The following is a 22,102-nucleotide window of genomic DNA, read 5'->3' on the forward strand; positions in this document are numbered from 1 at the left end:
TTAACGAGGGCTTGATTATAGTGAGACCAGTTTGTGATTTTGCTCATTGTTGTTGCACGGGCTAGTAGGATATAGATGATCTGATCACAGGCTGGCAAGATAGTTCAAACTTTTAGGAAACAACGCCTTACTCGATATGAAAAAGAGATAGCCAAAAAAATTCAAATACCTTTTTACAATATTAGCAGTAAAATCTTACAAACAAGACTTGAATCAGGGATGCCGGCGAGTGGTGTTATTTTGGAAGCACCTGATAACTTGAGCAATAATGGTTATTATCGTTTTTGTTCAAGTATCGTATCTGAACATGACGCTTGGAGTACAATGAGTTCAGGCCAACTAGCTGGGGTAATTATTGCTTTTATGCTGGCGATGAATAAAGTGTTTCCTACAGGGTTAAAAACGTTATTAATTGATGACCCAATTCAAAGTATGGATGACATAAATATGGCATCATTTATTCAATTGTTGAGGGAAGAGTTTAAGGATTATCAAATTATAATGTCTACACATGAAAGTAGAATCGCAAATTATGTATCCTATAAATATCAAACATCTGGCTTATCTCCTTTAGCTATAAATTTAAAAAATGAAAAGAAAAATAGAGACTTAATTTAACAATGATTAGCGAGAAGAATCTATTACTTTCGTAGTTAGCCCATGTAGATTGGTTCGAACGAATTAAGTCCAACAATTGATTTAACCTATCAAAACGTCGGGTGTGCTTCTGGCTTACCCAACCTACCAAACATGCAAAAACTTGAGTCGTATAATCGGCTGCTTATCTCCGGACAGCCGCCGTTCAAATTCGATAAACCAGCTTACGTTTTTGAAACGGTAGCGACCTAAGAGGCAACTCATTTCTGTCCAGAAGTGAGTTACAACGAGTACGATACTTTAATATTCAGTCGTAGCTCGATTTAGACTTGAGAGTAGCTTTTAGTATGTATTTCTTTATTTTTGGTCATGTTTAATCATCAACAGTTCCAGCAGGGTTGTTTGACTGTTTAGTCATGAAACTTATTCCTCTCCTACAGTTATAGTTATGGTATTGATTACTTCTGTACTTATGACAGAGCCAGTAGTGCTGGTCGAACATCTATCTTTTATCATGAAAACCTTAAGAAGTTAGAAAGCAATTACCCTGTAAATGTGATCACGCCAGAGGACTTAATATGTAATTTAAAAACAAATACCTCACAATTCAAGCAAGCCGCTCCCACCTAGAATGGTTCGGGTTGCGGATAGATGTCTAAATAGGTCAAGTTCGCAAAGCGGAGCTGTCTAGGGGGGATCAGATGCCATATTACGGATACCAAATAACCTATGATAATTCAGGTATTCTGTTTCAAATTTTCAAAATACCTAAAAACCACCAACTAAGGCGTTTAAATTAGATGCCCCATTTCATTTTACATATTCAATCACTCATTCCGGTATTTGGCCTGTAACCAAATCAATTGAATCCTAATACCGGAATGCTTTAACAAGTCATCTAATCCACCTACTGGTAAATACTTTTGAACTTTTAGCTATAAGCTTAATTCATAAGTCGGGCAAAGAAACTACACCCAAGAGCAAACATTCAAAGCTAAGAAGTTCCTTTATACGGACTATATGTTGTTCATTCTTCGAACGTATGCGGTTGCATCGTGAGTCCGTTATACGAAGTGTAAATTCGTGTGACGAAATCCATTTAATGGACTTCATTAAGCTGGTGGTTAAAGATGATATTTTTCCAAATTCATTGTTGCCGATGGAATATCATAATTTGTAATCAGTTGAATCCTTCCAAAATACGGAAGCTGAATACATCAAATTTAATCCGCCAAACGGAATACTAATGCTAATCAACTGTCCGTAGTGTGGAGTGCAATCACATTTGTTTTATTCTTTAGACTTGTTAGATGTGTTGCCTTAATTTCATTTTGAGCTTGAAAGCAAAAGCAGTATTCTGGTTAGTATGTACGTCCGTTTTGCGGAGTAAGCTCCGTTCAATTCATAAACCACTTGCTAACCTATCTACTAAATTGCTGATCCAAATAAATGGAAAAGTATCAATAATGAATATCCGTATTGCGGAAGAAGACAACCCCTTGCAGGTTCCATAATACGGACTTGCCACCGAGTGATATTCATTAGTCAAAACTAACAATATTACTTATTGAGCTATTGTTCTGAAAATACCACCAGACAAAGTACCAGTTCATTATACGGAAGAATACTGGAAACTGTTTTTCCATAATGCGGAATTAACCAAACAGCAACGACATCCTTTAAGAGGAATAAGCTTAAGTTTACTATGGTTCATATGGCGGACTTTAAATGAGCTTATCTGAAGCTTCAGAGTACTTACAACTCATAATAATGCATATGAAGGATGAGTTAAACATATAGCGAACAATTTAACCGCTTTGCGGAAAGTGATTGTTATCTTTTACTGGCTATCACTATCCACTATACGGATTGTGAGCACTTTACTTTAAAAGAGGGTTATTCAAGTTCTAGTTTTTAGGTATGACCCTTCACATTCTATAAAATCTAAAATTGCTAATCATGACACCAACGCTGCCTATAGCCACATGCTCAAAAAATTTTGAGTAATCCCTCTGTTAGCTAAGGCTGGGTTTTTCTAAGTAAATAAATCAACACACAAAAGAGACGTAGAGTAGATTGATGATGTAAGCATCTAAGCTCTCAACTTTTAGATTTCAAGTAATATAAGATCGTTTGCTACATATATGATGCAAAATTTCAATTTATTGCAGTAACCGTAAATGATATTTCCTTCCTGAACTATCTTCTTTAGAGCCGTTTAAAACAAGGTGACTTAAAGTTCACAGTTATTCTGTTGCATAAATTATGATGCAAGCATTTAGCATTTACAGTCGGTTTGACTAGATGTTAAACCTGCCGCTATAGCTCTCCAATTCATAAATACGGGTTTTCTGCGTAGTTATGATGCAGAAAATAGTTAATTTGACCAATGTCATACAATGACAAGTTTTTGCGTATATATGATGCAAAAAACAATCTCCCTTCACAGGGTTTCTTGGCAGTTTCGCGACGCAGAAAACTTTTATTTGCGTCTAAATAGAGCAAGCCTTTTTATTGCTCTAGATTTATTTCCCAGTTACACCCCTGAGGTGTAATTCACTTCAACTTCCTGTTCTCCACACTTAAAAACGTGCTTTGGCTAATTTTTTTGAATATACGTTTGAAAATTCGGCTTTAGCCATCTTTTTGCAAAGCATAATTAAGTCTCAATTAAAGTTCGGGGTTAAAGATGCTGTCTACAGAAATACAAGTGCTGAAATTAGTTTTACAGGCTATCGAGGATGCTGAAAAACCAATTGTAGAAAGTGCGCAAGATATTTGTGATCAACACAAAAAAAGGAGAGTTCTTTTAGATCAAATTCATGGTGAGTCTGGCGATTTTAAAAAATCGACATTACAAGTAAAAGTTAGGCAGCGGAAAAACTCTGAAAAATTTTACATCACTTGGGTTTCTCATGAGTACTCACCTATCAAAAAAATTAATAGGCATTGGGGGAAAGAAATTCCACCAACAAAAAAAGGATATACCGAAAAACAACTGAGTAAAAATTGCGAGGATGGCCACGCAAAAATTAATTGGGAAACTGAAATGCAACTTGCTCCATTAAGGGAGTCACTTGAAGTTTTGCATTCATCCAGAGTTAGTTTGAAAAAGCAGATCTGCAAACTTTCTAAAACACTATTTACCGCTCCAGCTGAGGAAGAAAATCATGATCAATAATGACCAACTAATCCATAAAACATTTGTTACTAATATCCAGTTCAAATCACACACCATCCATAATTTTTGGAAAAACGAAGGTGACCGAACATTAAATATTTATGAACGCATTGGTTCATTATTAATGTTAACCACTACAGAAAATGAGCTCTATTCGAAAGTAAGCGCTTGGGAGTCAGAGCTTGCTGATTGGTTTAACCAAGAAATCGAAAGTATACAAAAACAAAAAGAAGCATTTATGGAAAATGCCGGTTTAGAAGAATCACCAGAAGTTATGACACCAAGCTCTTATGAATCAAGCGTACCAGTTTGCTATCCAGTCACTTGGAAGTTACTAAATTTAATTCAAACTTTAGATAATGAAATCGCAGAATTAGAAAATCTTTGGTTAACCGGTTTTGTTACAGATTTAGGTCGTCATGAAAACAGCAATAGAGCGATTGGTCTATTACGAAAATTAGTAGCAAAAATTAGCAACGCTACATCACCTGGTAAAGACAGAAGTGGTGGTCGATTTAAATCCACTCAACTAATTTCGTTAATTCGAGGTGGCCTAGAGTTATATGTAGATGACAGCCTTATTTTAAAACAAAATGAAGAAATTAAAGCCAAAGCTTCAATTAAAAACACAGAAAAAAAGACTGACTCAAAATCCACTTCATTGGATAGCCCTTCTGCAGACTCTAAGAACGAAACCGAACAGCCAAGCAACTCAAAAGTTAACGCAGCTTAAAATGACTAGGCGGGAAACCGCCTAATTTTTCCAGAGAGAAATATGAAGCTTTTACTTATTCCTTTTACTATTTTAATTAAGCTTTTTTTTAAAGTTCAGAAAAAGTATCTAATCGTTCAAAGTGAAAATGCCGCTCGCTTGATGAGAGATGACGCAAAGAAGTGCAATGTAGATCTTGATAGTTCGAATAGCCCAGAGTTAGTTAATCAGATCATTGATGATAATAAATATTTAATTGCTCAAACTCGCTACTGTTTTGGAAATTGCCATGATTGGGAAAAAGAGAACCTAACCTTTCAGGGTCTATTTATAGATACGATTAAAAACTACGCTAGATATTGTGGCAATCTTCCTGCTTCTGAGGGTTATCACCATGCTAAAGAGTTCGGCTTAATTGAACATAGTTTACAAGTAGCTGATTTGGCATTAAGGCAAGCAAAGTCTCAATTCCTCCCTCAAGAATTCCCTCTAGACATCGAGAGACAAAGAACAAAAAGATATCAGTACGCCGCATGGCTTTGCGGCTTAGTGCACGATGCAGGGAAGATGCAAACTGATATGGATATTTACGATAAAAGCAATCCAAATAATATCTGGATTCCAATTATAGAAGACCTTGTTAGCTGGAAAGAAAAAAACAAAATAACAAAAGTTGGCATTAGATGGAGAAAAGACAGAATCCATAAGGGGCATGAAGTTTCTCCACAACCCATATTTCAACAAATCCTCACTCCTGATGCAAAGAGGTACATAGGCACATGCCCTGGCAACTTACTTGAAGACATAAGCACCACCCTTGCAAACTATCAAGGTATAGATGGCTACTTACAAAGAGCGGTTCGCTCAGCTGACTATGTTTCAACTGCCAAAGACATTCAAACAACTTGGGACAACGACCTTGGCGCAAGGAAGTCAGCGTTACACGAGAAAATCCTCAAGCTAATGCAAGATAAAGCCAAAGTATGGCTAACAGAAGGTAAAGCTATTGCTATTGATAACGAGATATACCTTCGGTGGCCTGAATGCTTCAATGAGTTAGCAAAGGAAATGCATCAATCAGATCCAACCGTTCCTAACAACCCAAGTCTTTTGCGTGAAAAGATGATGGATAGGGGCATTCTTCGTAAGCAAGAAAAAACTGATTACGCGCTCTTTTTTGAAACTGTTACTAACCTGTCTGAGGGTATTGATTTACTCATCAGTAAAAATCTTAAGGGCGGTATTGGCGTTATTCGTCTGGAGTGGCCTTTATTTTTGCTTAAAGGTGAAGTTATTCCACCAAACCGTTACGGCCTATTAAAACTCGACATGGGGCTAAACGCAGTCATCTACTCAAGTGAGGGTTACCGATACATAAGCGAAGAAAATGTTATTGCTCATGAGGCTGCGGCTCACTTAAAAGCTAATAGTGATTCTCTTGAAATGAAAGTTGAGCATTCGGCAATAAAAAGTCCGCAAAAAAACAGTAAGCCTAATACTCGCAAAGCCAAAGGAGAAGCTACTGCAGAAGAGCCCATTAAGCCTAACAACCCATTTGAAAAAGCAAAAGCAGCTCAAAAGGATAGCCCAAACAAAGATAAACCTAAAAAGGAAAAACCAAAGAACACTAATGGTGAGCTGTTTGCTCCAACCAACCAACAAAGCGCAAAGGTACCGGAAAAGCAAATTAACGAAACAACACTTAAAAAAGCAGCCCCAAAACCTAAGAGTGGTATTAAGGTGACTTCAACGACCAAAGCCATTGAGTTCATAAAGACCTTAGAGCCGATTTTAATCGATGGTCAAAACTACTACCTTGTTGATGATAAATGGAAAGACAACCTTGACGACAATCTAGAAAACGAACTTGAAAAAGCGGGGCTTATCGAAAGAAAGCCACCAGCATTAATTCGTTACTTCATCATCAATAAGCGTAAATACGTTAAAGCGAAGTCGCTTGAATCAAGTCAAAACCAAAAAGCTGAAAAAAAGCCGAAATCAAATGAAAATCAGGATAGTTCAGATGTAACCGCGGCTGATAATACATCTCAGAAAGCAAAGTTAGATATTGAATCTCTGCTTGCTATTGGCTTAACCCCTAAGACTGCTGAATTATTATTTGGAAACATTATTCACGAAAAAGTTGAGTTAAGAGACGGCTTTTTAATTGCCCCTATAAGAGATAAGAAAACTCTTGTTAATGCCGTCACAAACAGCAAAGCCAGCGAAACAAATATCTTATCGAGTTCAATCGTACAAGATAAGAATGACATACATATTAAGGTGAAACATGACGCAGGAACGTAGTAACCCATTATTCCACGAAAATTTATACCGCCCTGTATATGAACTAAATAAGGCTTACGCCTCTTTAGCCGCTGGTGTTGTAACCTTTACTTCAAGCGTTATTGAGAGTGAAGGCCATATCGGTATGGTGGGTTTTGGAATCACTACAATACTCACCGCTCAATGTGGACACTATACTTTAAAGGCAATTCCACTAGTCAAACGCCAGTGCAAAATCTTCTTCAACAAGATTGAATTCGAGGATATAAAAGCAATACGTCAAGAGCACATGGCTAAAGAGAATATCCTAAATCCAAACAACAAAAAGAAGGGAAATAACAAGATATTCATTGGAAATGGATTTGAATGGGGCGTGGAGCATGCAAATCGTTCATATCAAATACAAGGATTATACTCTGACAAACAAGAAGTGAAGCTTCCACTATTTCTTAAACCATTCGTTAAAAAATGGCGTAAAGAAACGTTAAAGCTTGGCGGTAAGCCATGGATTGATGGTGTCGGGGATGCCGAAAGGCAATACGTAGATGCTGAAACGTTCTTTGGCCACTCTATGATTATGGGCAATGTTGGTACCGGTAAAACAACAATGTTCATTTTGCTTAGCCTCGCGATGATCCACAAAGGCTATACCGTCATTGTATTAGACCCAAAAAACGATTCATCGTGGCGCAAAGCTTTACAATTGGAAATGGAGCATTTTGGTAAGGGCGAGCACTTCCACTACTTTCACCCTTCTAAACCATCTACATCTTGCACAATAGATCCGATTAAAAACTGGAATAGACCGACTGAGATAGCTGAACGTATCGCATCCATTATGGTTGAGTCGGGTAAAGAAGATAGCTTTATTCGATTCAACTGGAACGTCATAAACTCAACAGTTAACGCGATGCTTTATGCGGGCATACAACCACAAATCAAATCGATTGCTCGTTATGTGACAACAGGCAAAACCGCCTTAACTCAAAAGTGCCTTGAAAGACACTACGCTAAATGCTTAGGGGAAGATTGGGAGACTCAACTTAGCGCCAAAATGAGCTCTTTCGGGAAAACTCGTTTAGAGCAAATGCTAAATTACTATCAACAAGTTATATCTCAACAACATCAATCACCAGAAGTGGATGGCATAATTCAGTTGCTTACGCACAACGCCGAGCACATGCAAAAGATGACAGCTAATTTACTTCCTATTTTTAGCGTCCTTACATCTACACCTATGGATGAGCTTATATCACCAGAAGAGGCGATAGCAGAAAGCTTAGATGCGCGTGATGAGGATACTAGATACGATACAGCTGAAAGTGAAAGTATAGATTACACATCAAATCACATTGAAGGTGTATCAAAGAAATCAGGGAAAATAAGAGAGAAAGACAGTCGTTATGTAGACACTTCAGATATCGTTGAAAATGGAGGACTACTTTACATGGCGCTTGATTCTCTCAGCGACACAAAGACAGCTGGTTATTTGAGCAAACTTGTTTTAGCTGACATTGCTGCTGTAGCAGGTTCACGATACAACTTCTCAGAAGGGAGAGGCCGTCGAGTAGCGGTGTTTGTGGATGAAGTACATGCAGCAATTGCTGGGAATGATGCTCTTTTGAATTTATTAGCCCAAGGTCGTGCAGCATTTATGCAAATGTTTATTGCAACCCAAACTAAAGCTGATATTGAAGCTAAAACAGACCCAGCTACTGCAAACCGTGTATTAGGTCTGTGCAACAACTTCTTCTCTATGAGAGCAAACGACACATCAACTCAAGAATATGCTTCCAGCCAATTTGGTGAAGTGCCAATAACCAGCCAACAAATCACTTTAGGTCAAAGTTCAGGGAACACAAACGACATGACTGACTTTGGTTCTTCATACGCTGAGAGGCTTACACAACAAAACGACAAAGCATTTAACGAAAGCCTACTTGGTTCGCTACCTATTTTACAATATGTAGCACGACTTGCTGACGGCAGAACAATCAAAGCTAAAGTACCGGTAATACAACGATGAGCAGAGAAAAAGTATATAAAATCCAAAGTAGATGCTACAAAAAAAGCAATGTGAATGATTCACTTTCAGAAGATAACAAGCACATATACTCGGTCATCTACAAGAAAGCACCTGCTGTGGAAGAAACACTTCGATATTTGTTAGATTTTATTGGGGATGAATTGAAGCATCCACAACAAGATGTCGATCTATTTAATCACATCATTAACAAAGCTGGTCAGCACTCTCTTGTACATAATTCACATCTGAGCCGAGCAGAGTTTTTTAAGGCCTTTCTCTTCACGGTTACAAGTGAACTTACAGCCGTACTTGATGTTATGGTCTACACAGGGGGTTCAGGCTCGTGTATTGCTGTATGGGACCCACTCTTAGAGACAATCGGCCAGTTCCTCATCACGCACAAGAACTCAGCAATACGCGCTAAACCAAACTTGATTGAAAAAGAGTTAAATCAAGAATCATTATTGATGATACAGCACTTTCTAATGAGCAAGATTGTAAAGCGTTCACACCTGTTCTATTTCGGCATTCCTAATTTCGATGAAAGTAAAACTCTTACATTTAAGGAGGCGTTTTCTTCATGATTTATGAGAATGACAGCGAAGACCTGTATAAGGATAAGTCTGGAGAGCAAAATAGAAAAAAAGAATACTCAAAGTTATTCACCTTTATTCTATTTGCGTTGGCAGCACAGGTTCTTGCTTTAAACCCCACCAGCTTTAACAGAATGCTAGAAAATGAAGTTAAAGCGAGCTACAAGGCCATCGGTGAAAAAAATTGGCTTAACCTTACAGATGCATCGTATAGGCACTACAACACAATCATTGTGAGATCAGGATTTAAGCAGTATTTCTTGGATAAGGTAAATCGAGATACAGACGATAAAAACCCTTTAGCCAGGCTAACAGCAAAGCTTTTGCCTTTAGTGAAAAGAGTCACAAACAACATACAAACGCTTACATACCAAATCTTACACAGAGCAAACCTTTTAATGATTTGGCTTTATATTTTAGTGCCTTTCGCACTTGCTCAACTAGTTATTGGTGTTTATAGCTGGAGAATTAGGGCTTATACATTCGGTAACAAAACTAAGACTCGTATGTTAGTTATTAAGAAACTAATCAAAGGTATTTTAGTAGGTATTATTGTCTATTTCGCCCTACCCAACTTTTACCCCACAGCTGGGGCATACATACCTTTTATTGCTTTATTATTTGCATCATTCCTAACATCTAGATACATAGCAACACTGCAAAAGCATATTTAGAACTAAGGGTGGGACTCTAAAGGAGCCTGTATATAACGGAGCATGTAACAGCTTAGTTAGTGTTACTGGTGTATTCTAAGCAGCGAAGTTTTTCATCGCCCTCGCTGATTAAAGCGAAACTTCAACAGCTGTTTAACAGATACCAAAGCAACACAACTATAACGCAGAAGTTTCTTGTTGGAGCTATAACCCCTCATATATATGATTTTGCCTAAGAAACTGTTGCCTGTTAAAAAAAGTCTGATAATTTGGGCAAGTGAACACTAAAAAGTACAATCAATGACTCATTTTTCTATAAAAAATTTCATGATGAACATGCCTTCTCAGCGAATGCTGGGAGGGATGGGTTGCGTATTCTAAATTATTCATTCACTGCATCACCATTCCAGAACATATTGTTGGAAAGGTGATGTTACTAAGCAGATATTAAGATCTCCTTTCGACCACTGTGATGGTATCTAAAGAGATTATATTATGAGCTTAAATCAATTAATTAACACTCTTTCCTCAGTATCAAGCAAGAAACCTTTTATAACGCCCCCTATTTTTTATGCCAATGGGGAACCACATTTAGGGCATGCATATTCAGGAATTATCGCTGATATATTTAACCGATTCTCTTTGTTGTTGGGAGTTGAAAGTAAACTAATAACAGGGACTGATGAACATGAGTAGATAATCGCGAACACAGCTCTATCTCGACAACAACCCATACAAGAATTTGTAGATGAGACCTCGGAGTCTTTTCAAATATTGTGGCCACAGTTATGGATAAAGCCTGATGTTTTTATACGTACAACATCTGAAGATCACAAAGCGCATATTCAGGATTTATGGAAAACTCTACAAAAACAAAATGATATATATCTAGGGCACTATTCAGGTAACTACTGCTAAGCATGTGAACAATATTATCCAGAACGTGAGCTGATCAATAACAATACCTGTCCAGTACACAAACGACTAGTAATTGATGTTGAAGAACAACCATCAACAATCCCCTCCATTATATACAGAAAAATTGGTTTCATTTACAGACACTATCAAACCTATATGGCGATTATGACTTATAAGATGTCTACAAATTGTCTTAATGTATTGGTTTTAGGTAGTAGCAGTTGCTACAAACTTACTCTTAATAGGTGGAGGAGATTTGTTTAATTAAGCGAAAAGACTATTATTGTTATTTACTAGAAATTACTCATGTTACCTTGCAAAGCGCTTTAGTTACACGAAGCTTGAATTTATAATTTTATCAACGCAAATCAATAAGTTAAACTTATTTTATTATTTTTTATGAATTCTCAGATCTTATGCCTTTCTTAGTTAGTTTGAAAAAGCCTAACTTGTTCTCAAAGTATTGAGACTCTCCCAATTCTTAACTAGGAAGTGGTCAACTATCAAAGATATTCTTCAACGAACCATACAAATCATTAATGTCGATAGGCTTGGCGATGTGGGAAATGAAGCCTTGAGCTAAATAGCCATCTACATCTTGTTTCATAACATTTGCGGTTAGTGCTATTACAGGTAGGCTAGGTTTTAGATCGCTGATAAGCCTTTGAGCTTCTGAACCATCCATGACAGGCATATGGATATCCATCAAAATTAAGTCATAAGTACCTTTTTCAACCGCATTCACTGCCAATTGGCCATTTTCTACTATTGTTAATTGAGCCTTTGTTGATTTCAGCATCGACTCTATCAATATTTTATTAATAGGATTATCCTCTGCTATTAATATTTTTTTATCGGCTAAATTGGGTGCTGATGGTGACTTTTGTGTTTTCGGTACCTTTACCATATCAACAGGCTTTAATGGTAATGTAACTTCAACCTTCGTTCCAACTCCCTCCGAGCTAGTAATTTCAATATTACCATCCATCATCTTTATCAGACTTAAAGCGATAGACATACCTAGGCCTGTCCCCCCATACTTCCTTGTTGTAGAAGTATCCGCCTGAGTAAATCTCTCAAATATTTTGGAAACAGCTTCTTCATTCATACCAATGCCGCTATCTATCACTTTAACAAGAAATGCGGACTGTTGACCTTCTCTATGACTGCTAACGCTTATTTTTACGCCTCCGGCATTAGTAAATTTAACGGCATTGGAGACAAGGTTTAAGAGAACTTGTTTTACCCTAACCAAGTCACCTACCCAATAATCAATGAAGCTATCATCCTTTTCGATTAAAAATTCAATTCCCTTACTAATCACAAGTGTTTCCATATCATACTTTACGGAATCTAAAACTTCTGATAATGAAAATTGCTCCTGCTCAAGAATCACATTATTAGATTCAATCTTTGAATAGTCTAAAATGTCATTGATTATAGTTAATAAAGACTGGGCTGAAAAAGTAGCATTGTTGAGCACTAGCTTTAAATCAGATGGTAACTCAGCATCCTTAAGTAGCTGTAATCCACCTAGTATTGCATTCATTGGAGTTCGTATTTCATGACTCATATTAGCTAAAAAATCGCTTTTAGCTCTTGCGGCACTTTCAGCTGCTTCCTTAGCGCTTGATAAAATCTGCATGGCAAGGGTTTTATCAGTAACATCATAATTAACACCAACGACTTTAATTGCATTACCGAAACTATCTCTTAGCACTTCTGCACAAGCTTTTAAATTCCTAATATCACCATTTGGATGAACCACTCTAAATTCTGGTTCATACACCTCAACGCCCTCAATCACAGCCTCTAACTTTGACTTAATGCACTCGATGTCGTCGGGGTGAGCTCTGTTTATCCAAGTTTCTTTAGTACCTATTTCTTTTACACTGGCTTCTGTTGTTCCATAAAGCCTATACATCCACTTATCCCAGTCTAACTCTCCTGAAATTAAATCCCATTCCCAAACTCCAATCCCTGCGGAGTCATTAGCAAGTTGAAGCCTCAATGCCAAGCTCTCAGCTTTTTCTTTAGAAAGTTGTATCTGTGCTTCAGTTTCTTTTTGTGCTGACATATCTTGCACAATTGACCAAATAGAGGCTTCACCGTTGCTATGACTAATTTTTATGCCTGATAACAATATAGGATAAGTTACGCCTGATTTATGTATGTATTCTTTAGGGTAAGGCCCATAACGACCAGTCTCATTTAACAAATCTAATTGCAAATACTCTTGCTCTTCATACTCTTTAGGAGTGAGTTGCCAATAATCCATTTGATTCAGTTCATTGATACTGTAGCCTGTGATATCACTGAATGATTTGTTTACAAATTCAAAACTACCGTCTTCAATTGAGTTTATAGCAATGCCTATAGGTGCAAGATTAACGAACTTCTCAAACTTTTGCTTTTCTTCTAGATAAGCTAGCTCAAACTCGCTTTTCTTGATTGACGCTTCGTGTAACTCATTTTGGGTATTTACCAGCTCAGAGATATCTCGACCAATTGCTAGAATTAATTGTTTATCCCTAACTGACAATGCAGTTAATGAAACTAAGCATGGGAAAGTAGAGCCATCGAGTCTAGCATGGGTCCATTGGAATAGTTGTGGTCCATCTGACATTGTCTTCATAATATACTTGTTAGCCAGCTCATCTGAACAGTTACCGCAGGGTTGAAACTTAGGTGATAACTCTGATGGGCTTAAGTTTATAAAATTGTGGCAGCTTTCAACACCGTGCATATCGATAGCCGCTTGATTACACTCTATAAACTTACCTGTCTTCAAATCTATTATAGATAACGCATCACCCGAGACTTCAAATAACTTCTTATATTTATCACGCTCACTGGTAATTTGATCGAGCATCTTTTTTAGCGCTTTATTTTCCGCCTCTAAATCAGATCTATTTGAAGCCACTTTGATTCCTGTTGTACTCATTGATAAGTTCAAAAACAGTATAGCCGTACGATGTAAATGTATAAAGCATAAGAGTTAAGTTGTAACTACATGCTATATTAAGTCGAACGACTGCAAAGACAGGTATGATGCTAGGCAAAAATTATGCAACACTCAAAACGCTTGGCTTGTAAAAAATATATTTAAGTATTTCCTGATTTTTTTTAAAAGTAAGGCGCTATAAATAAAACAAAAAGGTTAACTTCAACAACGATGCGCTCTATAATCATTTAGGGTGAAACTAAAATAAAAAACAACCCTTAAGTACCAAAATGAGTTATTGAAAATATGAGATTGAAAATATCCCAGGCAGCAGCAAGCATGTTTTACAGTGCCATTATGAATTTCTTCTTAATTCTGCCTGTACTAGGATTGACGGAATCTATTTTAAGCAATAATGAGCTGATGTATGTTACAACGCCAATGACAGCTCTTATATCTGCTACATGTTATTTAATGCTCCATCTCTTAAAAAATGCGAAGCTTAGTGAAAAAGCCCTAAAAGCCTTATTACCACTAACTCTAATTTTTTTCCTGGTTTTTACATTTCTTCAGCTTGCTTTTTGGCTGCATATGGATATAGCAATCCCCTTAGGCCCAATCGATAAAAGTCCATTCACTTTATCTCTAGCGCCAGTCTTTATGTTTGCTATTACTTCTGGGGTGTTTATCAAGCTAAAGTTTTCTAACGTAAGGAGTAATGAACTTAGAAGCATTCAAACTCTATCTCTCTTCATACTTACTTTAGGGTTAGTTGTTTGGTATCAAAGCTCTTTTTCTCTCATTAAAACAGAAGAAACGAATGCAAGAGAGAAAGTTAAGCTAATAGAAATAATGTTAAATAAGACACTTACAGATCAACAAAAATCTTTAAGCAGAATAATAGCAAGAGCCGAAAACTTAAATCCAACTGAGTTCAACAAATTAATTAAAACGGACACACACCATTACACTACAGACTACGAAATGGTAAAAGGGATCTTGGTCTTAGATGATAATCTCAAACTAGTTTACGGAAATGAATTTGCAGAAAATTTTTACTACACGGGTAAACTTGAAAAGCCAACTATAAAAAGTTGGTTGTTAGAAAAGTCAAAAGTTACAAATTTTGCGGCCAACTCTCTGACCCTTAAAACTGAAACGCCAGTACTAATGTTTCATGCCATAACTAATCTTGATGGGGATAAAGTCAGACACATCATTATGTTAGTTGACATGAATCTACTATTCGAAAAGAATTACCTAGACTACCTAAGTAAATACGACACTTTTATTGAATTAACTCCAGAGTTATTTTTCTCTATCGACATTGAAAATAGCACAAAAGAAAAACTTCTGGATATCAAAGCGAAGTATAATCACTTCATTACCGATAAGATTACTATTAAGGAACTTATCACACACCGGGTATTTAGCTTTATCAGTAATTATCAAACAATCCATTTCAATACTGTTATTACTCAACTGACACTATGGCTTACGTTTTTATTTCTATTTGTAGTTATTTTAATAGCCGACGCATCAAGAGAATCCGCTTTAAGAGCTAAATTTGATGAAGTCACTGGCTTATTAAGATTGAACTCTCTTCGCGATGAATTACGAGAATTTAAAGGCATTGAGCAATTTTCAGTATTTATTTTGAAAATAGATTTATTTGAATCAATTATCAGCTCCTTAGGACATGAAGTTTGCGATGAAATTTTAAGAGTAGTTGCCTGTAGGATCAAAGCAACCATGCGAGGTAACTTTGTTTTATCTAAAGGCTTTGGGGATTCATTTGTTATTTACTTATTTGAAAAACCGAGTGACAAGAACAGTGAATGTTTAACACAATTACTGAATGAAATATCTAGAACATATGAAGTCAATAATTTAAAAATTAATCTTACAGCTAGTGCAGGCTGCGTTAGTTATACCACTCCAGCTGATATAGACATAAAACATAACCTCCATCAAGCTAATATAGCTTTGGCTCAAGCTATTCAAAGGGGTGGAAATCAACCCGTTTTATTCCAAGCAGCAATGGAGGATGAATACAAGGAGGCTGTTGACATAAGGAATGCTTTGTTTGGGGCTATTAAAGACAATCAGTTCTCTGTTTTTTATCAACCAATCCACAAGCTTGAGGACGAAAGCGTTGTTGGTGTTGAAGCCTTAATTCGCTGGGAGCACAATGATAAATGGATTTCACCCGCAAAATTCATACCTATCGCAGAAACAACCGAGCAAATAGTCCAGATAGGAGATTTAGTTTTACAGCGTGTAATTAGTGATATTAATCGCTCACCTGCACTTCAAAGAATCAAAGTTGCTGTAAACTTTTCAGCTAAACAAATTATTAAGCCTGATTTTCTAAACAACTTAATTGATCAAATAGCAAATAGCGCTGCTCAATTTAATAACTTTACAGTAGAGGTCACTGAATCATCTCTTCAGGATAAATCACTTGTAAGTCAAACTCTTCAGGCTGCTATGAACAAGGGAATTAACATTGCTATTGATGACTTTGGGACTGGTTACTCTAGCTTATCATCTCTTGCGAACCAGCCATCAAACATCATTAAAATTGATCGAGAATTCACCTTTGGCGCAGAGATACCTTCAAAAGAGCAACGCCTATTAGATACAATAATCAATGCCTGTATCGATTTAGATAAAGCTGTCGTAGTGGAAGGTGTCGAAGGTAGAGAATTGATTAGTTATTTAAGAAAGTATAAAGAGATTAGGATCCAAGGATATTTTTATTCAAAGCCCTTACCTTTGGAAGAATTAATCGAATACATCCACAACCATAAAGTAAAAAAACTATAGGCAACAAGCCATTTATTTCAACAATTACAAATTTCACGTAATCTTAAACACATAGCTTAATTTTAAAATTAAGCTTTCTCTCATTCTTTCATGAAGTGAGACCAACTAACGTAAAAATAAAACACGCCAATTAAATATCAATTTCCACTATTTTTATTCAAATTTAAATAAAAATCCGGCTTTATGCTGTTTTTAAGAGTTTAAGATTAATTCGACTTTAACGTTGAACATTAACTCTTAAGAGGTTTAAAAATGGAACTAACCAACCAATCAAGCATTGTTGAAGCACCAACTATCACTAAAAAAATGTCTACAGCTAAAAAAGCGACCATCGCACTGATGGTATTCTTTTTAGCTCTGTTAATTTCACAAGGTGTAATGGCTGCGGCCCCAACTTCTGGTGACTTCCTATACGGAGTTTACAATGAAGTAGTTGGCTGGTTAACCGGCGCACCTGGCATCATCATTTCAATTTTCACATTTGGCTTTGCTGCTTTCCAAGGCATTATGAAGCAGAACTATGCTACTTGTGTGGGTGCATTCCTTATCGCACTGCTATTTGCAAATGCACAAGATGCTGTTGAGTACTTCCTAACTGCTTCAGTTGGAGTGCTTTAAACCATGGAAACGCCCAATCGCTACCGCTGCAAGACCCACATCAACCAACCGCTATTAATCTTGTTTGTATTTACTAAAGAACAAGTAATACCGTTGATGGCCGCGGTAGCGATTGGCATGGTGACAAAACAGACCTTTTTCCTTGTATGCCTAGCCATGACATACATTTATATCTCTCAAAAGGTTAAAGGCCGATTCCCTAAAGCCTATGTTAAACACAAGCTTTGGTCTTATGGGTTCATCTTAACCAATCAAAGCAAATCAATTGCAGATCCAGTTAAACGTACATACCACCGCTAAGGCAAGAAAATGCTTGATGATAAATCCGCTTCAGTTCGAAGCTTTAAATCGATGGTTGCATCTAACAACATAAGCCGAGTAGCTAACCTATTTTTATCGATTACAGTTGCTTTAAGCGCTTTAACACTGTTTTTCAAAGACAGTGAAGTCGTTGTTATCCCAGAACAGAATTACTTTGGTGAGCTTACAATTCAAGGCGATAAAGCTAACCAGAATTACCAACAAGCATGGGCCTACAGCGTTTCTACTCTAATAGGCAACATTAACTCGCAAAACATCGATTTTGTAAAAAAGATAATGATGAAAATGTTATCTCCACAACTACAAGTTGAAATCGAGCCAATGCTGGATAAGCAAGCTGAAATGATAAAAATGCGTGATATACGACAAGTTTTTATTGCTGACGACCTAATTCATGAGCCTGAAACTGATTTAATCACCATTTGGGGCCAAAAAATCACTTTCATTGGTGGAGAACCCAAAGCAGATACGAAGTGGAGCTACGAATTTAAGATCACCGCAAGAAATGGAAGACCTAAAATCACCCACTTAGATCAATATCCGGGCACCCCAAGAAAACGAAAACAAGCGATGGAAGCGCGTGGCGATGCTGAACCGGGAACTTTAGAGTCGCAACCTTACTATGACAGTGAACTGGAGATAGGGGTGCTAGAAGCTGCAAAAGATCTGAAAGTGAAAGAACAACAGGAGAGCAACTAGATGAAAATGAAATCAATACTTTTAGCCATTGGTTGTGCGTCTAGTACATTCACCTTCGCTAATGATGCAACTGAAAATCCAAGCGATACATTCAAGCTACCAACAGAGGTAGTAAATGAACAACCTATTCCGGTTACAAAGCAAGCTATATTCGAAGCGGCAAAAAACGGTATTAAATTAGATAGTCGAAGCGAGCCTGTAATGAAAACAGTCTCCCCTCAAGATGAAATCAATCAAATTGCCGATAACGTAAAACCAAACGGAATGATGAATGAAGCTGATTTTGACCAGTACCAGCAGCCACAAACTGCACAGTCAATTCGTTCAGGTAATGGGTACTCATTCCTAGATATCGTTAAATCAAAATACAAGCCAACCCAAAACCTTAGCAATCTTGAACCGGGCGCTAATATCGCTGTACCTGTAGCTGTCGGCTTGACGAATCCAATCATAACTAATTTTAAGATGGTTGCTGCTAGAACCCACGACGAAGAATCAGTCATTGAATTAGAAGATGGCCGTTTATACATCACTTTAAACTCACTTAAGCCTGTTGCTTTAATGTTGTTTGAAGAAGGTGTTCCAGAGTCAATGATTAACCTTACATTGGTACCAATGGAAGCGATGCCGGTTGTTGTAAATGTCGGTGTGAATCTTTCAAAAACGATGCAATACAAAGGCGCAAATCACAGAGCGGAAATAAAAGAGCAAGAAGCATTAGCTGAAGCGTCTTTAACTGAAGGCCACGTCGCAAATGTTGAAACAGAACGAGTAACGCGTATTAAGCAAATTCTAAAACCTGTTGGTAAAGGTGAAATACCACAAGGTTTTTCACTTTCTCATGATGTATCAAAAGCGATGCACCAACCTTGCGGCTTAACCATTAGTCAGCAAGTACTACAGCGAATTGTCGGTCCAAGAGAAGTTGTTGATGTAGTCAGAGTCCAAAATACAACTACACGCCCCTATACAATTCGTGAACAAATGTGCGAGTCACGTGATGTTATGGCCGTTGCCATTTACAACAAATCACTACTGCAACCTGGCGAAGCAACAGAAGTTTATATCCTGCGAGACAAATTGCGCGAAAGCATTGTTAACACTAACTCTAAACGTCCTCGTGTAATCAACTAAGGCTGGTGGAAATGAGCATTAAAAAACAATGGGAAAATCCCAAAGTTAGAAAGTTTGCAGCAATACTGGTGATTATTCCTATTGCGTTCTTTGGTTATAAGTCGATGTCTTCTAATGATAATAAAACCAGTCTGCAGGACAGAATTGCAGCAAGACAAGCTGAAGACCGCCTTGATGGAAAGGGTAAAGTACGCGGGCTATTTGATTCAGAAAGCATTGCTAACATCGATAAAAACGAATTCGACGAAATCTATGATAAGTCTGTAGACTCAATTCGCAGAAAAGAACGTGAGGTATATACAGAAAAAGAGCGTGTACTTGAGATGGTTCAGCAACAGCAGCAAAGCCTTGATGACCTGACGCTAAAATTGAAAGATTACGAGCGCCAACTGGAAGTGCGCGATAGAGCATATGCAAATACCCAACAAAATAGGCAATCAAATGGTGGCTCACGCTCAAATTACAATCCTTCATACTCTGGTACAGAGCAAGGGCAACAAGCGGTAGCTAATGCACCACAACAGTACGATGAGAGGATCTTTGACAGAACCCCCACTCAGCTTGTTACTGCAAAACCACAAATTGAAGGCCGTGTAATTAGAACTATCACCCAACGCAGCGTTCGAAGCATTAAGAGTTCGGGTGTTGTTGAAGAAAAACAGCAAAAAGATTTGTTGATCACACAACAAAGTCTAAAACCTGAAAAAGAGGTCCAAAAGAAAAGCGATCCAAATGAAGGTGGACTAATTGATTCTGACGAAGGCGTTGTTTATTTGCCTGCAGGCTCATTCTTCTCTGGTGTTTTACTTACTGGTTTGGATGCTCCAACACAGCTTGCAGCCAAATCTTCTCCTATGCCGGTTGTTATCCGAGTTAAAAAAGAAGCTATCTTGCCTAACCATTTCACTTTAGATATTCGCGAGTGTCACGTTATTGGCCAAGCTATCGGGGATTTATCAAGCGAAAGAGCGCATATCCGCGCACAATCAATTACATGTGTACGTAATGACGGTAAGAGTGTTGAAAGCGCGATTCAAGCGAATGCAGTTTCTGACTTTGATGGCAAACTTGGTATAGCCGGCAGACTTGTTAGCAAAAATGGCAACCTCTTAGCAGGCTCTATGGCAGCTGGATTTATGAGTGGCATTTCTGAAGCTGTTGCTCCTCAACGAACTACATCAATCAATACGTCTGGTGCTGATAGGGCGGTATGGGAATCAGTAGACTTAGGCTCCGTTGCTTCCGCTGGTGTGTTCCAAGGCTCAGCTGATGCTATGGATAGACTAGCTGAATACTACATCGCTTTAGCAGAACAGATTCACCCAGTAATTGAGATATCACCGGGACGTTCAATTACATTCGCTGTGCTATCTGGCACTAAACTCAAATTAGGTGATTAAACAATGAATGACTATATAAAAATGATTCTAATAAGCCTAGTTATGTCAGCCTTAGCATTTTCCGCCGGTGTATCTTACACAAAAGCAGTAAGCGAAAAATCGATGATTGAGATAACTGATTTACTTGCAGGTTATGCGAAAGTTCAAACGTTTAATCCAGAAGAGATTTCAAAGCGCATTACATCAGAGGGGGCTACACCTGCAGAGCTGGCATCTTATATCGAGCGTTATATTAAACTCCATCAGCTCAAAGGTGTAATGCTTATTGATGAAAGTTATGTAGTTGCAAAGCCTAATTTCTCATCATCTGCTACGCTTACTATGAGCGAGCTAAATAACCTTAGTGAAAAGTACAATATTAAAACTGAAATAGATTATGGCTCACTCCTTAGTGAATTCAATAAAACAATTAAAAGCGCCAAGAATTACACAAATTAGATCCCAACTAAAAACCGCCTCATCATTTTGTAGGCGGTTTTTTTTGATCTAAACGGACGCTGACAGCTACCTCTAAGTAGCTAGTATTCACCTTCAACTCTGATTTAAATAGCTAAGCTGATTCCAGTTCATAACACTGCTGTTTAAGCCAACGACCTAATTTCATAATATCAGGTTGCCTAGCTCGTGTTTCCTTATAGACAAAATAGAAGTTATCTCCGGTAATAAGCTCGTGCATAGGTATGCGTACAAGACTATGCTGGCGATCCTGATCATCTATCATGTAATTACTAATGAGGGTAATTCCCAAATTATATCGAGCCGCTTCAGCGGCAAGTAAGACATGACTAAATTGATTAATTTTGACGTCTTTAGGTAATTCAAATTTACCACTCATACACCAACGTAACCAGTCGTCACCAAGACTTTCATTGGTATCTGAGTATTGTACTGATAATAACGGATGTTGCCATAATGATTCAGGTAGAGGCTTATTTCTTAACTGCTGCCAAAGCTTTTTTCCACACACGGGATAAAGTTTTTCAGTAAACATGAATTGATTGACAAAGTTACGTTCCGGTGGATTCACTGAAATAAAACAATCCGCAAATTGGTCATTATAATCCGGTTGATCCCCGACCATATTTAAAGTTATTTCTATTTCTGGGTGCTGATTTCTAAAATCTTCTAACTTCGGTATCAACCAGTTCACCGCCACAGAGCTATATAAAGCCAAACGAAGATTGCCTGATT

Annotated in this window: 16 protein-coding genes and 1 pseudogene; 15 read left to right on the forward strand and 2 right to left on the reverse strand. The window is 37.5% G+C overall.

The features are described 5' to 3' along the window. Nucleotides 1-240 precede the first annotated feature (240 nt). The 8 genes and pseudogenes from L1264_RS19360 (at nucleotide 241) to L1264_RS19395 (ending at nucleotide 10,966) form a co-directional block, all read left to right on the forward strand. Nucleotides 241-618: a hypothetical protein gene (locus L1264_RS19360; RefSeq protein ID WP_235404404.1), complete on the forward strand. Its 378-nt coding sequence runs from the start codon at nucleotides 241-243 to the stop codon at nucleotides 616-618. 2,668 nt (nucleotides 619-3,286) lie between these two features. After that, nucleotides 3,287-3,778 (forward strand): conjugative transfer protein MobI(A/C), encoded by a 492-nt coding sequence (gene mobI / locus L1264_RS19365; protein WP_235404405.1) that lies wholly within the window; start codon nucleotides 3,287-3,289, stop codon nucleotides 3,776-3,778. Continuing rightward, nucleotides 3,768-4,511: a hypothetical protein gene (locus L1264_RS19370; RefSeq protein ID WP_175080789.1), complete on the forward strand. Its 744-nt coding sequence runs from the start codon at nucleotides 3,768-3,770 to the stop codon at nucleotides 4,509-4,511. Before mobI ends, L1264_RS19370 begins: the two co-directional genes overlap by 11 nt. 42 nt (nucleotides 4,512-4,553) lie before the next feature. Further along, entirely contained in the window at nucleotides 4,554-6,797 is a 2,244-nt protein-coding gene (gene mobH / locus L1264_RS19375; protein WP_235404407.1) for a MobH family relaxase, read from the forward strand. Next, nucleotides 6,781-8,802 carry a type IV secretion system DNA-binding domain-containing protein gene (locus L1264_RS19380; protein ID WP_235404409.1) on the forward strand — a complete coding sequence of 674 codons (2,022 nt, stop codon included), beginning with the start codon at nucleotides 6,781-6,783 and terminating at the stop codon, nucleotides 8,800-8,802. The genes mobH and L1264_RS19380 overlap by 17 nt, the downstream gene beginning before the upstream one ends. A 50-nt stretch (nucleotides 8,803-8,852) precedes the next feature. Continuing rightward, nucleotides 8,853-9,386: a hypothetical protein gene (locus L1264_RS19385; protein WP_235404410.1), complete on the forward strand. Its 534-nt coding sequence runs from the start codon at nucleotides 8,853-8,855 to the stop codon at nucleotides 9,384-9,386. Next, nucleotides 9,383-10,069, forward strand: coding sequence for a DUF4400 domain-containing protein (locus L1264_RS19390; RefSeq protein WP_235404412.1), 687 nt, complete (start codon nucleotides 9,383-9,385; stop codon nucleotides 10,067-10,069). Before L1264_RS19385 ends, L1264_RS19390 begins: the two co-directional genes overlap by 4 nt. Before the next feature lie 474 nt (nucleotides 10,070-10,543). Further along, nucleotides 10,544-10,966 (forward strand): annotated as a pseudogene (locus L1264_RS19395) (class I tRNA ligase family protein). Nucleotides 10,967-11,462: 496 nt separating this feature from the next. Here L1264_RS19395 and L1264_RS19400 read toward each other — a convergent pair. Further along, nucleotides 11,463-13,889 (reverse strand): PAS domain-containing hybrid sensor histidine kinase/response regulator, encoded by a 2,427-nt coding sequence (locus L1264_RS19400; RefSeq protein WP_235404414.1) that lies wholly within the window; start codon nucleotides 13,887-13,889, stop codon nucleotides 11,463-11,465. 327 nt (nucleotides 13,890-14,216) lie between these two features. On the opposite strand from L1264_RS19400, the gene L1264_RS19405 reads away from it, so the two are divergent. The 7 genes from L1264_RS19405 (at nucleotide 14,217) to L1264_RS19435 (ending at nucleotide 21,349) form a co-directional block, all read left to right on the forward strand. Next, the gene (locus L1264_RS19405) at nucleotides 14,217-16,739 is read left to right on the forward strand and encodes a putative bifunctional diguanylate cyclase/phosphodiesterase (RefSeq protein WP_235404415.1); all 2,523 of its coding nucleotides are present in this window, start codon (nucleotides 14,217-14,219) and stop codon (nucleotides 16,737-16,739) included. 252 nt (nucleotides 16,740-16,991) lie between these two features. Then, nucleotides 16,992-17,357 (forward strand): hypothetical protein, encoded by a 366-nt coding sequence (locus tag L1264_RS19410; protein ID WP_036973921.1) that lies wholly within the window; start codon nucleotides 16,992-16,994, stop codon nucleotides 17,355-17,357. Nucleotides 17,358-17,360: 3 nt separating this feature from the next. After that, a complete protein-coding gene (locus L1264_RS19415) occupies nucleotides 17,361-17,657 on the forward strand; it encodes a type IV conjugative transfer system protein TraL (RefSeq protein ID WP_063528878.1) in 297 nt (98 codons plus the stop codon). A gap of 9 nt (nucleotides 17,658-17,666) precedes the next feature. Continuing rightward, on the forward strand, nucleotides 17,667-18,377 hold the full coding sequence (locus L1264_RS19420) for a TraE/TraK family type IV conjugative transfer system protein (RefSeq protein WP_118845377.1): 711 nt from the start codon (nucleotides 17,667-17,669) through the stop codon (nucleotides 18,375-18,377). Then, nucleotides 18,378-19,511 carry a TraK domain-containing protein gene (locus tag L1264_RS19425; RefSeq protein WP_235404416.1) on the forward strand — a complete coding sequence of 378 codons (1,134 nt, stop codon included), beginning with the start codon at nucleotides 18,378-18,380 and terminating at the stop codon, nucleotides 19,509-19,511. It abuts the gene before it with no gap. An 11-nt stretch (nucleotides 19,512-19,522) separates the two neighbouring features. After that, on the forward strand, nucleotides 19,523-20,911 hold the full coding sequence (locus L1264_RS19430; RefSeq protein ID WP_235404418.1) for a TraB/VirB10 family protein: 1,389 nt from the start codon (nucleotides 19,523-19,525) through the stop codon (nucleotides 20,909-20,911). A gap of 3 nt (nucleotides 20,912-20,914) precedes the next feature. Then, a complete protein-coding gene (locus L1264_RS19435) occupies nucleotides 20,915-21,349 on the forward strand; it encodes a hypothetical protein (RefSeq protein ID WP_055022199.1) in 435 nt (144 codons plus the stop codon). A gap of 112 nt (nucleotides 21,350-21,461) precedes the next feature. Here L1264_RS19435 and L1264_RS19440 read toward each other — a convergent pair. Next, the coding region (locus L1264_RS19440) for a LysR substrate-binding domain-containing protein (RefSeq protein WP_235404420.1) at nucleotides 21,462-22,102 on the reverse strand (641 nt) is incomplete at its 5' end.

The organism is Pseudoalteromonas sp. APAL1 (genome assembly GCF_021532475.1).
GTDB classification, from domain to species: domain Bacteria; phylum Pseudomonadota; class Gammaproteobacteria; order Enterobacterales; family Alteromonadaceae; genus Pseudoalteromonas; species Pseudoalteromonas lipolytica_C.